This is a genomic window from Caballeronia sp. LZ035, assembly GCF_031451175.1.
Taxonomy (GTDB): domain Bacteria; phylum Pseudomonadota; class Gammaproteobacteria; order Burkholderiales; family Burkholderiaceae; genus Caballeronia.
Genome location: NZ_JARUXS010000001.1, coordinates 2,667,535 through 2,682,107, shown reverse-complemented (window position 1 = coordinate 2,682,107; position 14,573 = coordinate 2,667,535). Strand labels below are relative to the sequence as shown.

The following is a 14,573-nucleotide window of genomic DNA, read 5'->3' as shown; positions in this document are numbered from 1 at the left end:
GGAGGCGGGCAAAAAGGGGCCGGCCCGGATTGCCGGGGAAGCGGGCGCGCAGCGTGTTCAGGACAAGCTGCCGGGACTGAAGAAAGGCATAAAAAAACCCCCGCCGAGGCGGGGGTTTGATCTGCGGCAATCCAACTCGCGATTACTGCTGCGGCTGACGCGTCGTGCCGACAACTTCGACTTCCACGCGACGATCCGGTGCGAGGCAGGCGATAAGTTGCTTGCGGTTCTTCTGTTGGCACTTGCCGCCCGTAACCGGGTCACGCTTGCCCTTGCCTTCCGTGTAGACGCGGTTGGCTTCGATGCCCTTGCTGACCAGGTAAGCCTTCACAGCTTGCGCACGGCGCAGCGACAGACGATCGTTGTACTTGTCCGAACCGATACGGTCCGTGTAACCCGTTGCAACCACAACTTCGAGGTTCAGCGCGCCGATCTTCGATGCCAGATCGTCGAGCTGCTGCTTGCCAGCCGGCTTCAGGACGGCCTTGTCGAAGTCGAACAGGGCGTCAGCCTGGTAGGTAACCTTTTGCGACTGGATGACCGGCGGCGGCGGAGCAACCGGAGCCGGCGGCGTCGGTGCTTGCGCGACCAGCGCGCCATCGCACTTCGCGTTTGCCGTAGCCGGCGTCCAGAACGCATCGCGCCAGCACAGTTCGTTCGTGCCGTTCATCCACACATATTCGCCCGTGCCGTTCACCCAGTTATCATTCACTGCTTGTCGCGAGGCCGGCACCGACTGCGCCGAGGCCGATGCAGCCATAACTGCGGTAGCTGCAATGAACGCGAGCTTTGAAAGTTTATTCATATTTCTCCTCTCGAAATTGAGATTACCGCAGGTTTACTGCGAGCCTGTAGACGAAGACAAGTCATACATTGCTCGAAGTATAACATTCCCTACGGAACAAAACGCGCTGTGTAGACTTCGAGCAGTGTCTAACTTTGTGCGTTGGCATTTTGCCATATCGTTCCCTTGCAACGATAAAAATATCCCCGCACCCTCAAGCCCCGCAACCTTATGTGGCGCTTCCGCAACATGAAGGGGACAGGAAGCGGCGCACGCCAAAGAAGGCGCAAAACGTGCGCACATTACGTGCCTGAGCGCTATTTTCTGCGGGATTTCATCGTCGAATCCTGTGCCGCCGATAAAACGGCGAGGCGGCATCATAGCCCGCCCACATGACGAACCGGCGATACGCGTTCCCGCGATTTTGTAAATGTTTGGAACAGCATTGCGCATTGCGAACTTCAGGTTCGCCATCCGGGTGATGATCGCCGATCTGGATACACACACTATGTATACGCAGGGCGTCCGGTCGGGCAGGGTGCGCATGGTAGAATTTCCTGATGCGCTGCGTTCGCAGTGTGTAAAAAGCCATGAAGCAAGGCCCTGAAGCAAAGCCTGAAGTAAAGCCCTGAAGCGAGGCATACAGCGAGGCATGCAGCGGACGTCGGCCTACAGGCCGAGGCCGCGCGGCGCATGTCACGCGGCTGGCGGGCGCGTGACGAGCAGTTGAATCCTGATTCGACGCTCACGAACGCGCTGCCGTGTCGCCGCTGCACAGTTCAAGACACGGATAATGGATCAATTCGCCAAAGAGACTCTGCCAATCTCCCTCGAGGAGGAAATGCGCCGTTCGTATCTCGATTACGCGATGAGCGTGATCGTAGGACGTGCGCTTCCCGATGTCCGCGATGGCCTCAAGCCGGTGCATCGCCGGGCGCTGTATTCGATGCACGAGCTGAACAACGACTGGAATCGCGCGTACAAGAAGTCGGCGCGTATCGTCGGCGACGTCATCGGTAAATACCATCCTCACGGCGACGCCTCCGTCTACGAGACCATCGTGCGCATGGCGCAGCCGTTCTCGCTGCGCTACATGCTGGTGGACGGCCAGGGCAATTTCGGTTCGGTCGACGGCGACAACGCCGCCGCCATGCGCTACACCGAAATCCGCATGGCGAAGATCGGCCACGAGTTGCTGGCCGACATCGACAAGGAAACCGTCGACTTCGGTCCGAATTACGACGGCAGCGAAAACGAGCCGCTCGTTCTGCCGGCCCGAATTCCGAATTTGCTGATCAACGGTTCGGCGGGTATCGCGGTCGGCATGGCCACCAACATTCCGCCGCACAACCTGCGCGAAATCGTCGACGCCTGCCTGCATCTGCTGAACACGCCCGAGGCCACGGTCGACGAACTGATCGAGATCGTGCCCGCGCCGGACTTCCCGACCGCCGGCATCATCTACGGCGTCGCCGGCGTGCGCGACGGCTATCGCACGGGCCGCGGGCGCGTCGTGATGCGCGCGACCACGCACTTCGAAGAGATCGACCGCGGCCAGCGCATGGCGATCATCGTCGACGAAATTCCGTATCAGGTGAACAAGCGCACGCTGCTCGAGCGCATCGCCGAACTCGTCAACGAGAAAAAGCTGGAAGGCATCTCCGACATCCGCGACGAATCCGACAAGAGCGGCATGCGCGTCGTGATCGAGCTGAAGCGCGGCGAAGTGCCGGAAGTCATCCTGAACAACCTGTACAAGCAGACGCAGTTGCAGGACACGTTCGGCATGAACCTGGTCGCGCTCGTCGACGGCCAGCCGAAGCTCCTGAACCTGAAGGAAATGATCGAATGTTTCCTGTCGCATCGACGGGAAGTGCTGACGCGGCGCACGGTCTACGAACTGCGCAAGGCGCGCGATCGCGGCCACGTGCTCGAAGGTCTTGCAGTGGCGCTCGCGAACATCGACGAGTTCATCGCCATCATCAAGGCCGCGCCCACGCCGCCCATCGCGCGTCAGGAACTGATGGCGCGTCCCTGGGACTCGTCGCTCGTGCGCGAGATGCTCACGCGCACCGAGACCGAAGCCTCGGGCGGCCGTGCGGCCTATCGTCCGGAAGGGCTGAATCCGGCGTACGGCCTGCAGGAAGACGGGCTGTATCGCCTGTCCGACGTGCAGGCGCAGGAAATCCTGCAGATGCGCCTGCAACGCCTGACGGGTCTGGAGCAGGACAAGATCGTCGGCGAGTACCGTGAAGTGATGGCGCAGATCGCCGACCTGCTCGACATCCTCGCGCGTCCGGAACGGATTCGCCAGATGATCGTCGACGAGCTCGGCCAGATCCGTGCGGAGTTCGGCGACGACCGCCGTTCGCGCATCGAGATGAACGCGACCGAGCTGAACACCGAAGACCTGATCACGCCCACGGACATGGTCGTCACCATGTCGCACGCGGGTTATGTGAAGTCGCAGCCGCTGTCCGAATATCGCGCGCAGAAGCGCGGCGGCCGCGGCAAGCAGGCGACGCAGATGAAGGAAGACGACTGGATCGACACGTTGTTCATCGCGAACACGCACGATCACATGCTGTGCTTCTCGAATCGCGGCCGCGTGTACTGGATCAAGGTGTACGAAGTGCCGCAGGGCTCGCGCAACTCGCGCGGCCGGCCGATCGTGAACATGTTCCCGCTTCAGGACGGCGAGAAGATCAACGTCGTGCTGCCGATCAAGGAATTCTCGGCGGACAAGTACGTGTTCATGGCCACCTCGCTCGGCACCGTCAAGAAGACGCCGCTCGAGGCGTTCAGCCGTCCGCTGAAGAAGGGCATCATCGCGGTGGGTCTGGACGAGGGCGATTACCTGATTGGCGCCGCGATCACCGACGGCCAGCATGACGTCATGCTGTTCTCCGATTCCGGCAAGGCCGTGCGTTTCGACGAGAACGACGTGCGTGGGATGGGCCGGGAGGCACGCGGCGTGCGGGGCATGCAGCTGGAAGACGGGCAGCAGGTCATCGCGTTGCTGGTGGCGGGCGGTGAAAACCAGTCGGTGCTGACTGCAACCGAGAACGGCTACGGCAAGCGCACGCCGATCAACGAGTACACGCGCCACGGCCGCGGCACGAAGGGCATGATCGCGATCCAGACGTCGGAGCGCAACGGCCGCGTGGTGGCCGCGACGCTCGTCGAGCCGGAAAGCGAGATCATGCTGATCACGAATTCGGGCGTGCTGATTCGCACGCGCGTGTCCGAGATCCGTGAGATGGGCCGCGCAACCCAAGGTGTTACACTCATCAGCCTTGACGAGGGAACCAAGCTGTCCGGCTTGCAGCACATCGCTGAGGCGGAAGCCGAAGCGGAACTCGACGAAGCCGATGCACCGTCGAATGGCGATGAGTCAGGCAGTGAGTCCCCGGGCACGGGCGATGAGGATGCCTGATAGCGTGTGTATCGCGACGCTCCGTTCTACCTCGTTTTAGCCGCGCTTAAAGCATTTGTAAGCTTGGATTGGTTAAGCTGCGCGACGCAGCGCGTAAAGAAGTGGATTGCGGTCATCCGCGTGGATGACCGGATCGGCTTCAGATAACGCGAACGCTCGTGGCCAGTGCTGAACTGGATAATTTCTACAGGGAGTAATGATGCAAGGACGTTTCAAGCAGTGGATGTTGCTGGCCGCATTTGTGCCGACTTTCGCAATGGCTCAGTCGCTTCAGAACCAGGCGCCGGCCACGTCGGCAGCTCCGGCGCCGGCAGCAGCACCGGTTGATCCGGCCAAGCAAGCCGCGATCAAGGACCTGCTCGACGCCATCGACGCGCAGAAGCTGGTTGGCGCAATCGGCAACAGCGCGCAGATGCAGTCGAAGCAACTCGTCCCGGCCATCCTCTCGGACGCGCTCTCGGAGAACAAGTCGCTGAACGACAAGCAAAAGCAGGCTGCTGTCCCGACGCTGCAGAAGAACGCAGTGCCGAAGCTGGTCGACTCCGCCGGCCAGGTCTTCGCGACCGACTCTTTCCGCAAGGACGCGATGCAGGCTCAGTACGACGCATACGCGAAGTACTACACCACGGACGAGATCAAGGATCTGACCACGTTCTACAAGAGCCCGACCGGCCGCAAGTTCATTCAGGTGCAAGACCAGGTTGGCCGCGACGTGGTCAACGGCCTGATGCAGAAGTACATGCCGCAAGCCATCAAGGCAACGCGCACGCAAGCCGATCAGGAAGTGGCGAGCGTCAAGCCGGGTAAGTAAGCACGGCGGCATCGTCCGGACGGACCACGCGAAGGGGCTTACGGCCCCTTTCGTTGGCGCGTTTCGAGGACAGTGCGATAATGGTTGTTTGCGCGCGAGCGCAAGCAGCCATTTCTTTTTTTGGGCGTGAACATGCGGTAATCACTGGCCGCTGTTCGTTTCGCGCCTGCCATCCGGACTTTCTCAGATGCGCGTGTTCAATTTCTCCGCCGGCCCCGCGGCGATGCCAGAAGAAGTGCTCCAGCAAGCAGCCGACGAAATGCTCGACTGGCAAGGCAGCGGCATGAGCGTGATGGAAATGAGCCACCGCGGCGCCGAATTCATGTCGATCCACGAGGCCGCGCTCACCGACCTGCGCGACCTGCTGAAGGTGCCGGCTTCGCATCGCATCCTGTTCCTGCAGGGCGGCGGGCTCGGCGAGAACGCCATCGTGCCGATGAACCTGCTCGCCGGTAAGCACGCGGTCGATTTCATCGTGACGGGTTCGTGGTCCACGAAGTCGTTCAAGGAAGCGCAGAAGTACGGCACGGCCCATCTCGCAGCCAGTGGCAAGACCGAAGCGGGCTTCACGCGCGTGCCGGCCTTCGACGAATGGCAGTTGTCCGACGATCCCGCCTACGTGCATCTGTGCTCGAACGAAACCATCGACGGCGTCGAGGCCTTCGAGATTCCGGATCTCGGCGATATCCCGCTCGTCGCCGATGCTTCCTCGCACATCCTCTCGCGCCCCATGGACATCGCCAAGTACGGCGTGCTCTTCGGCGGCGCGCAGAAGAACATCGGCATGGCGGGCGTGACGGTCGTGATCGTGCGCGAGGACCTGCTGGACCGCGCGCTGCCCATTTGTCCGTCGGCGTTCGAGTGGAAGACCGTCGCTGAAAACAATTCCATGTACAACACGCCGCCCACCTATGCGATCTACATCGCTGGACTCGTCTTCAAATGGCTGAAGAAGCAGGGCGGACTGGAAGCGATCGAAGCGCGCAACGTCGAGAAGGCGAAGCTGCTCTATGACACCATCGATTCCAGCTCTTTCTACGTCAACAAGGTGGAGCGGCAGAACCGTTCGCGCATGAACGTGCCGTTCTTCCTCGCCGACGAATCGCGCAACGCGGATTTCCTGGCCGGCGCCAAAGCGCGCGGGCTGTTGCAACTGAAGGGCCACAAGTCCGTCGGCGGCATGCGGGCATCGATCTACAACGCGGTGCCGGTCGAGGGCGTCAAGGCGCTCGTCGAATACATGAAGGAATTCGAGCGCGCCAGCGCTTAAACCGGCATCACACATCTAGCACCGCATGGACGACGATCTCAATTCGCAACTCAAACCCCTGCGTGAGCGCATCGACGCGCTCGACGCGCAACTCATCGCGCTGCTGAACCAGCGTGCCTCCGTCGCGCTCGAAGTGGGCGAGGTGAAGAAGCATTTCAACGCGCCGGTGTTTCGTCCCGAGCGCGAACTGCAGGTCATCGCGCGGCTTCAGGACATGAGCCAGGGCCCGCTCGCCGACGACCACATCGCGTCCATCTGGCGCGAGATCATGGCCGCGAGCCGCGCGCTCGAACAGAGCATCAGCGCGGCGTTTCTCGGTCCGGTCGGCACCTACAGCGAACAGGCGATGTTCGAGTACTTCGGACATTCGATTCATGGCGTGCCGTGTCCGTCGATCGACGAAGTGTTTCGCGCGGTCGAAGCAGGCGCGGCTCAGTACGGCGTCGTGCCGGTCGAGAATTCGGCCGAAGGCGCGGTGTCGCGCACGCTCGATTTGCTGCTGTCCACCTCGTTGCTGATCGGCGGCGAACTGGCCTTGCCGATCCATCACAACCTGCTGACGGCGTCCGGCACGCTCGACGGCGTCAAGCGCGTATGCGCGCATCCGCAGGCGCTCGCGCAGTGCCAGCGCTGGCTCGCCGCCAATGCGCCACATCTGGAGCGGCAGGCGGTGTCGAGCAACGCCGAAGCGGCGCGCATGGCGGTGGAAGATGCGACGGTCGCGGCCATCGCCGGCGACCGCGCGGCCACGCATTACGGTCTCGGCGTCGTGTTCTCGATGATCCAGGACGATCCGCACAATCGCACGCGGTTCGTGATCATCGGCCGGGAACCGACCGGTTCGAGCGGCCACGATCAGACTTCGCTGATCGTCACGGTGAAGAACGAGTCGGGCGCGGTGTTCAAGCTGCTGGAGCCGCTCGCGGCGCACGGCGTGTCGATGAACCGTTTCGAGTCGCGCCCGGCGCGTGCCGGCACGTGGGAGTACTACTTCTATATCGACATCGAAGGCCATCGCGACGATCCGTCCGTCGCCGCCGCCCTCGACGAACTCGGGCGCAAGGCCGCGTTCCTCAAGATTCTCGGTTCGTACCCGCGCGCCCGCTGACGGCTTCGTTGCCGTCGCGCGTGCGCGGCGGTCCGGTTTCCTGCGTCGCACGACGCGTTTTTTTCGATGTCCCCCGTGGCTGCGTTCTCTTTCAATAAACTCGTTATTCTCGGCGTCGGTTTGATCGGCGGATCGCTTGCGCGCGCGCTGCGTGAACGCGCGGAGCTCGCGGGGCGGATCGTCGGCGTCGGGCGTTCGGCGCAGTCGGTGGCGCGGGCGCTCGAGCTCGGCGTAGTCGACGAAGCCGTCGCCCTCGGCGACACTCCCGCGCTGACGCATGCGCTGCAGGGCGCCGACCTCGTGCTGCTCGCGGCGCCGGTCGCGCAGACGGGCCCGCTGCTCGCGCGGATTGCGCCGTTGCTGGACCCGCACGCCATCGTCACCGATGCCGGCAGCACCAAGAGCGATGTCGTTGCAGCGGCGCGGCAGGCGCTGGGCGCGCGGATCGCGCAATTCGTGCCGGGGCATCCGATCGCGGGCCGCGAGTCGAGCGGCGTCGATGCGGCATTGCCGGAGCTGTATGTCGGACGCAATGTCGTGCTGACTCCGCTGGCGGAGAACGCGTCGGCTGACGTCGAACGCATCGCCTCGATGTGGCGTGCCACCGGCGCCTGCGTGCGCGAGATGAGCGAGGCGCAGCACGATCGCGTGTTCGCTTCGGTGAGCCACTTGCCGCATGTGCTGTCGTTCGCGCTCGTTGACCAGATTCTCGCGACGCCCGACGCCGAGCTGAAATTTTCGTTCGCGGCGGGCGGGTTCCGTGACTTCACGCGCATCGCGGCATCGAGTCCGGAAATGTGGCGCGACATCTGTCTGGCGAACCGCGCCGCGCTGCTCGCCGAACTGGACGACTACACGGCCGTGCTCGCGCGTTTTCGCGCGGCGATCGAGGCGTCGGACGGCGCCGCGCTCGAAGAAGCCTTCGCGCGCTCGCGCGTGGCGCGCCGGGAGTGGCAGGAACGCGGCGGCGTCAGGCCGGCCGGTGAAGGCGCGGAAAAGTAAGCCGCGAAGAAGCACGCAGCACAACAAGGACACACTATGGAACATCTGGATCTCGGACCCTTCGCACGCGCGTCCGGCACGGTGCGCTTGCCCGGGTCGAAGAGCATCTCGAACCGCGTGCTGCTGCTCGCGGCATTGTCGAGCGGCGAAACCTCGATCACCAATCTGCTCGATTCCGACGACACGCGCGTGATGATCGCCGCGCTCAAGACGCTCGGCGTCGGCGTCCGCGAGGATGGCGAGCGGATCGTCGTGGCCGGTACGGGCGGTGCGTTTCCGTCGAAGTCGGCGGAACTGTTCCTCGGCAACGCGGGCACGGCGGTACGTCCGCTGACGGCGGCGCTGGCCGTCAACGGCGGTGAATATCGCGTGCACGGCGTGCCGCGCATGCACGAGCGGCCGATCGGCGATCTCGTCGACGGGCTGCGTCAGATCGGCGCGCGCATCGACTACGAACTCAACGACGGCTTTCCGCCGCTCAAGATCCATCCGGCGAAGATCGCGGTGGACCGTCCCGTGCGCGTGCGCGGCGACGTGTCGAGCCAGTTCCTCACCGCGCTCCTGATGAGCCTGCCGGTGGCCGAAGGGCGCAGCGGCCCGGTGACGATCGAGATCGAGGGCGAGCTGATTTCGAAGCCCTATATCGAGATCACGATTCGCCTGATGGAGCGCTTCGGCGTGAAGGTCGAGCGCGACGGCTGGGCGCGTTTCACGATTCCGGCCGGCGCCGGCTATCGCTCGCCGGGCGCGATCATGGTGGAAGGCGATGCGTCGTCGGCCTCGTATTTCCTGGCGGCGGGGGCGATCGGGCATGGTCCGCTGCGCGTGGAAGGCGTCGGGCGTTCGAGCATCCAGGGCGATGTCGGTTTCGCCGATGCGCTCAACCGCATGGGCGCGAACATCATGATGGGCGAGGACTGGATCGAGGTGCGGGGCGTCGAGTCCGACGACGGCAGGCTCGCTGCCATCGACATGGATTTCAACCTGATTCCCGATGCCGCGATGACCATCGCCGTGGCCGCGCTGTTCGCGAACGGCACGACGACGCTGCGCAATATCGCGAGCTGGCGCGTGAAGGAAACCGACCGCATCGCCGCGATGGCGACGGAACTGCGCAAGGTCGGCGCGACGGTGGAAGAGGGCGCGGACTATCTCGTGGTCACGCCGCCCGCGACACTCACGCCGGGCGCCGCGATCGACACCTACGACGATCACCGCATGGCCATGTGCTTCTCGCTAGTGAGCCTGGGCGGCGTGCCGGTGCGTATCAACGATCCGAAATGCGTGAACAAGACGTTTCCGGATTACTTCGAGCGCTTCGCGGCCCTCGTGAAGGCGTGACCGGCGTGCTGTACCGTGAAGCGCGATGACTTTGATTTCAACGGCAACCCTAACGGGCCAGAACGGCCAGATTCGATGAAACCGACCCGTCCATTCGACCCCATTCCAGTGATCACCATCGACGGGCCGACCGCTTCGGGCAAGGGCACGGTCGCCGCGGTCGTCGCGGCGACGCTTGGCTTTCACCTGCTCGACAGCGGCGCGCTGTACCGGCTGGCGGCGCTCGCGAGCGTGCGCTACCAGATCGCGACAGACGACGTGGCCGGGCTTGCAAAGCTGATCGAGTCGCTCCATATCACCTTCCGCGAAGGCTGCGCGCAGCTCGATGGAGTCGACGTCTCCGGCGAAATCCGTCAGGAAGAAGTGGGCAACCGCGCGTCCGCCATCGCGGTTCATCATGAGGTGCGCCAGGCGCTGGTCGCGCGCCAGCGGGCGTTCCGCAAGCGCCCGGGACTGGTCGCCGACGGCCGCGACATGGGCACCGTAATCTTCCCGGATGCCACGCTGAAGGTGTTTCTGACGGCAAGCGTCGAGGCACGCGCCGCCAGACGGCATAAGCAATTGATGCAAAAAGGTTTTTCTGCTATCATAGATGACCTGCTGCGCGATTTGCGCGAACGGGACGCCCGGGACATGAACCGGAGTGTCGCGCCGCTCAAGCCTGCGGCGGATGCGAAGACGCTGGACACCTCCGGTCTGTCCATCGACCAGGCGGTCGAGCAGATCATCGGCTGGTACAGCGGCATTCGCGTAGTGCAGTAAAAGTCAGGCAGTAAAAAGTAAAGGCAGTAAAAAGTAAAGGCAGTAGAAGCAAGAAGCAAGCAGCAAGGTGCTCCGCCACGAGGCGGGGCGTGTGTTAAACCCCTTAACCCCGTACGGCTTTGCGTTTCACCGGTCCAGCATGGGATTGTCCCCGGACCACCGCGCAAGGGCTGTGCAAATACAGATTTTTATGTCCGACCTGCAAACCTCCACCCCGAATACCGAATCTTTCGCGGCTCTGTTCGAAGAGTCGCTGACCAAGCAGGACATGCGCGCGGGCGAAGTGATCTCCGCCGAAGTCGTGCGCGTCGACCACAACTTCGTGGTCGTCAACGCTGGTCTCAAGTCCGAAGCCTATATTCCGCTCGAAGAATTCCTGAACGACGCGGGTGAAGTGGAAGTGCAGGCGGGCGACTTCGTTTCCGTCGCGATCGACGCGCTGGAAAACGGCTATGGCGACACCATCCTGTCGCGCGACAAGGCGAAGCGCCTCGCTTCGTGGCTGTCGCTGGAAAAAGCGCTGGACAACAACGAACTCGTGACCGGCACGATTACCGGCAAGGTCAAGGGCGGCATGACCGTGATGGTCAACGGCATCCGCGCGTTCCTGCCGGGTTCGCTCGTCGACACGCGTCCGGTCAAGGACACGACGCCGTACGAAGGCAAGACGCTCGAATTCCGCGTCATCAAGCTCGACCGCAAGCGTAACAACGTGGTGCTGTCGCGCCGCGCGGTGATCGAAGCGACCCAAGGCGAAGAGCGCGCGAAGCTGCTCGAGACGCTGAAGGAAGGCGCGATTGTCGAAGGCGTGGTCAAGAACATCACCGACTACGGCGCATTCGTGGACCTCGGCGGTATCGACGGCCTGCTGCACATCACCGACATCGCATGGCGTCGTGTGCGTCACCCGTCGGAAGTCCTGTCGGTTGGCCAGGAAGTCACCGCCAAGATCCTCAAGTTCGACCAAGAGAAGAACCGCGTTTCGCTCGGCATCAAGCAACTGGGCGACGATCCGTGGGAAGGCATCTCGCGCCGTTACCCGTCGGGCACGCGCCTGTTCGGCAAGGTCACCAACATCACCGACTACGGCGCATTCGTCGAAGTGGAATCGGGCATCGAAGGCCTGGTTCACGTGTCGGAAATGGACTGGACCAACAAGAACGTCGCGCCGTCGAAGGTTGTCCAGCTGGGCGACGAAGTCGAAGTCATGGTTCTCGAAATCGACGAAGACCGCCGCCGTATCTCGCTCGGCATGAAGCAGTGCAAGCCGAATCCGTGGGATGACTTCAGCCGCAACTACAAGAAGGGCGACAAGCTGTCCGGCGCCATCAAGTCGATCACCGACTTCGGCGTGTTCATCGGTCTGCCCGGCGGCATCGACGGTCTGGTTCACCTGTCGGACCTGTCGTGGTCGGAAACCGGCGAAGAAGCCGTCCGCAAGTACAAGAAGGGCGACGAAGTCGAAGCCGTGGTTCTGGGCATCGACGTCGAGAAGGAACGCATCTCGCTGGGCATCAAGCAGCTGGAAGGCGACCCGTTCAGCAACTTCGTCGCGATCAACGACAAGGGCGCCATCGTCGACGGCGTGGTGAAGTCGGTGGATCCGAAGGGTGCTGTCATTGCGCTGAACGCGGACGTCGAAGGCTACCTGCGTGCTTCCGAAATCGCTCAGGACCGCGTGGAAGATGCGCGCAACGTGCTGAAGGAAGGCGACAAGGTCAACGCGATGATCATCAACATCGATCGCAAGTCGCGTGGCATCAACCTGTCGATCAAGGCGAAGGATTCGGCCGAACAGCAGGAAGCCATGCGCAGCCTGCAGGGCGACTCGAACGCCGCCGCGACCGGTACGACCAACCTCGGCGCGCTGCTCAAGGCCAAGCTCGACGGCCAGAACAGCTAAGCCCTTAACGGCACGGCTGCAGAATGACCAAATCGGAATTGGTCGCCCAGTTGGCGTCGCGATTTCCGCAACTTGTCCTCAAGGATGCGGATTTCGCGGTAAAGACGATGCTCGATGCGATGTCGGAGGCCTTGGCCAACGGTCACCGCATCGAGATTCGCGGCTTCGGCAGCTTCGGGCTCAACCGTCGTCCGTCACGCGTCGGGCGCAATCCCAAGTCGGGTGAGAAGGTGCTGGTACCGGAGAAATTCGTGCCGCACTTCAAGCCGGGCAAGGAATTGCGCGAACGCGTCGACGGCCGTTCGGGCGAGCCGCTGAAGATGTCGAATGACGATGATTCGGACGATCTCTGATCGGCCGGGTTCGTCGGCCAGCGGGCCATCGACCAGAGAAAGCACCCTTCGGGGTGCTTTTTTCATGGGCGCTTCATTTGCACGCGACGTGCACGCGCTTTAACGCGACGGGTGCGTGGCTTGCTGAAAGACGAGCAAAGCGCCGACGACTGCCGGTGCGCATGAGCATCAATTACAATACCGGTCACTTTGACCTCGTAACACGTTTCGCTCGCCGTTCCACACGATACGGCTGCCGCCTGCGCCACGTGCACCACCCGCAACCGCTCCCGCGAGACCCCGTATGAAATTCATTGTCTGGCTGATCCGCGTCCTGGTTTTCGTGCTGCTTCTGGTGCTGGCCCTGGCCAACACCCAGACGGCGACGCTGAATTTCCTCGCCGGCTATGCCTGGCAAGCGCCGCTGATCCTGATCGGCCTGGCGTTTTTCGTCGTTGGATTGCTGGCGGGACTCGTCTCTGCGTTGCCGGCGCGGGTTCGCCTGCGCATGGAGAACGGCCGCCTCAAGCGCGAGTTGCGCGTGGCGCGCGAGACGCCGGTGGTGAAGGAAGAACCGCCGATGCCGCCGCTCATCTGAACATGATGCCCGCGGCCGGCAGACACCTCACTCTTCTCGACTAATCGCATGGATCTAGACTTCTGGTGGCTGCTCGTCATTCCCGTCGCGTTCGCGCTGGGCTGGATGACGTCCCGCTATGACCTGAAAACGCTGCTGTCCGAGAATGCGAACCTGCCGCGCTCGTACTTCCGCGGCCTCAACTTCCTCCTCAACGAGCAACACGACAAGGCCATCGACGCCTTCATCGAAGTTGCCAAGCTGGATCCCGAAACCATCGAACTGCACTTCGCGCTCGGCAACCTGTTCCGCCGCCGGGGCGAAACCGATCGCGCGATCCGCGTGCACCAGAACCTGCTGAGCCGCGCCGATCTGCCGGTCGCGGAGCGCGATCACGCGCTCTACGAGCTGGGCCAGGACTTCCTGAAAGCCGGCCTGCTGGACCGCGCCGAAGAAACCTTCCGCTCGCTCGATTCCGGCGAATACTCGCTCGGCGCGAAACGCGCGCTGCTGACCATCTACGAGATCGAGAAGGACTGGCCGAAGTCGATCACGACGGCCGAGCAGATCGAGCAGATGGGCGCGCCGTCGCTGCACATGGAGATCGCGCATTTTCATTGCGAACTCGCGCAGGAAGCGTTGCAGCGCAAGAATCCCGACGGCGCGCGCGCGGAGCTGAAACTCGCGCTGGCGTCGAATCCGGACAACGTGCGCGCGACCATCCTCGGCGGCGACGTGGAAGCGGCCGCCGGCAATCTGGACGGTGCGATTGCGCACTGGAAGCGCGTCGAAGAGCAGAACGAGGCGTATCTGCCGCTCGTCGCCGAGAAGCTGATGAAGGCCTACAGCGCGCTCGAACGCAAGGAAGACGGCGTCGCGCTGCTGACCGAGTACGCGAGCCGCTATCCGTCGAACGATCTGCTCGATGTCGCCTACAAGCACGTGCAGGAACTGCGCGGACTGGACGCGGCGCACGCGCTGGCCCGCAAGCAGATGCAAAGCGCGCCGAATCTCGCGGGCATGACGCGTCTGCTCGAAGCGCAGGAAGCGACGGCCGAGGAACCGCGCCGCGGCGAACTCGAACTGATGCGCAATCTGGTGAAGCAGCGCACCAAGAATCTGCCGCGTTACACATGCCAGACCTGCGGTTTCCGTGCGCGGCTATTCTATTGGCAGTGTCCCGGCTGCAGTGGCTGGGAGACGTACGCGCCGCGCCGCGTCGAGCCAATCACGAGTTCGGCCTGAGC

General features: G+C 63.1%; 12 protein-coding genes. 11 read left to right on the top strand and 1 reads right to left on the bottom strand.

What is annotated here, in order from left to right:
- Window positions 1-142 precede the first annotated feature (142 nt).
- Window positions 143-805: an outer membrane protein OmpA gene (ompA, locus tag QCE88_RS12610; protein WP_309832967.1), complete on the bottom strand. Its 663-nt coding sequence runs from the start codon at window positions 803-805 to the stop codon at window positions 143-145.
- 772 nt (window positions 806-1,577) lie between these two features.
- On the opposite strand from ompA, the gene gyrA reads away from it, so the two are divergent.
- From gyrA to lapB, 11 genes are all read left to right on the top strand, one after another.
- On the top strand, window positions 1,578-4,220 hold the full coding sequence (gene gyrA / locus QCE88_RS12605; protein ID WP_309902284.1) for a DNA gyrase subunit A: 2,643 nt from the start codon (window positions 1,578-1,580) through the stop codon (window positions 4,218-4,220).
- Window positions 4,221-4,419: 199 nt separating this feature from the next.
- Window positions 4,420-5,031: a DUF2059 domain-containing protein gene (locus tag QCE88_RS12600; protein WP_309903565.1), complete on the top strand. Its 612-nt coding sequence runs from the start codon at window positions 4,420-4,422 to the stop codon at window positions 5,029-5,031.
- A 187-nt stretch (window positions 5,032-5,218) separates the two neighbouring features.
- A complete protein-coding gene (gene serC, locus QCE88_RS12595) occupies window positions 5,219-6,301 on the top strand; it encodes a 3-phosphoserine/phosphohydroxythreonine transaminase (RefSeq protein ID WP_309902282.1) in 1,083 nt (360 codons plus the stop codon).
- 25 nt (window positions 6,302-6,326) lie between these two features.
- Window positions 6,327-7,409, top strand: a complete 1,083-nt coding sequence (pheA, locus tag QCE88_RS12590; protein WP_309902280.1) for a prephenate dehydratase — start codon at window positions 6,327-6,329, stop codon at window positions 7,407-7,409.
- 66 nt (window positions 7,410-7,475) lie between these two features.
- Entirely contained in the window at window positions 7,476-8,411 is a 936-nt protein-coding gene (locus QCE88_RS12585) for a prephenate dehydrogenase/arogenate dehydrogenase family protein (RefSeq protein WP_309902278.1), read from the top strand.
- A 36-nt stretch (window positions 8,412-8,447) separates the two neighbouring features.
- On the top strand, window positions 8,448-9,752 hold the full coding sequence (aroA, locus tag QCE88_RS12580; RefSeq protein ID WP_309902276.1) for a 3-phosphoshikimate 1-carboxyvinyltransferase: 1,305 nt from the start codon (window positions 8,448-8,450) through the stop codon (window positions 9,750-9,752).
- 75 nt (window positions 9,753-9,827) lie between these two features.
- On the top strand, window positions 9,828-10,514 hold the full coding sequence (gene cmk / locus QCE88_RS12575) for a (d)CMP kinase (RefSeq protein ID WP_309903563.1): 687 nt from the start codon (window positions 9,828-9,830) through the stop codon (window positions 10,512-10,514).
- Window positions 10,515-10,686: 172 nt separating this feature from the next.
- Window positions 10,687-12,417: a 30S ribosomal protein S1 gene (gene rpsA, locus QCE88_RS12570; protein WP_309809303.1), complete on the top strand. Its 1,731-nt coding sequence runs from the start codon at window positions 10,687-10,689 to the stop codon at window positions 12,415-12,417.
- Between the two features lie 23 nt (window positions 12,418-12,440).
- Window positions 12,441-12,770: an integration host factor subunit beta gene (locus tag QCE88_RS12565; protein WP_309809301.1), complete on the top strand. Its 330-nt coding sequence runs from the start codon at window positions 12,441-12,443 to the stop codon at window positions 12,768-12,770.
- Between the two features lie 283 nt (window positions 12,771-13,053).
- Window positions 13,054-13,347: a LapA family protein gene (locus QCE88_RS12560; protein WP_309809299.1), complete on the top strand. Its 294-nt coding sequence runs from the start codon at window positions 13,054-13,056 to the stop codon at window positions 13,345-13,347.
- A gap of 48 nt (window positions 13,348-13,395) precedes the next feature.
- The gene (lapB, locus tag QCE88_RS12555; protein ID WP_309902274.1) at window positions 13,396-14,571 is read left to right on the top strand and encodes a lipopolysaccharide assembly protein LapB; all 1,176 of its coding nucleotides are present in this window, start codon (window positions 13,396-13,398) and stop codon (window positions 14,569-14,571) included.
- The last annotated feature ends 2 nt before the right edge of the window (window positions 14,572-14,573 follow it).

Excerpts from the sequence above, each read along its gene's own strand:
- ompA (WP_309832967.1), bottom strand. The coding sequence starts at position 805 with ATGAATAAACTTTCAAAGCTCGCGTTCATTGCAGCTACCGCAGTTATG.
- aroA (WP_309902276.1), top strand. The coding sequence starts at position 8,448 with ATGGAACATCTGGATCTCGGACCCTTCGCACGCGCGTCCGGCACGGTG.
- QCE88_RS12600 (WP_309903565.1), top strand. The coding sequence starts at position 4,420 with ATGCAAGGACGTTTCAAGCAGTGGATGTTGCTGGCCGCATTTGTGCCG.
- QCE88_RS12585 (WP_309902278.1), top strand. The coding sequence starts at position 7,476 with ATGTCCCCCGTGGCTGCGTTCTCTTTCAATAAACTCGTTATTCTCGGC.
- pheA (WP_309902280.1), top strand. The coding sequence starts at position 6,327 with ATGGACGACGATCTCAATTCGCAACTCAAACCCCTGCGTGAGCGCATC.
- gyrA (WP_309902284.1), top strand. The coding sequence starts at position 1,578 with ATGGATCAATTCGCCAAAGAGACTCTGCCAATCTCCCTCGAGGAGGAA.
- lapB (WP_309902274.1), top strand. The coding sequence starts at position 13,396 with ATGGATCTAGACTTCTGGTGGCTGCTCGTCATTCCCGTCGCGTTCGCG.
- cmk (WP_309903563.1), top strand. The coding sequence starts at position 9,828 with ATGAAACCGACCCGTCCATTCGACCCCATTCCAGTGATCACCATCGAC.
- QCE88_RS12565 (WP_309809301.1), top strand. The coding sequence starts at position 12,441 with ATGACCAAATCGGAATTGGTCGCCCAGTTGGCGTCGCGATTTCCGCAA.
- serC (WP_309902282.1), top strand. The coding sequence starts at position 5,219 with ATGCGCGTGTTCAATTTCTCCGCCGGCCCCGCGGCGATGCCAGAAGAA.
- QCE88_RS12560 (WP_309809299.1), top strand. The coding sequence starts at position 13,054 with ATGAAATTCATTGTCTGGCTGATCCGCGTCCTGGTTTTCGTGCTGCTT.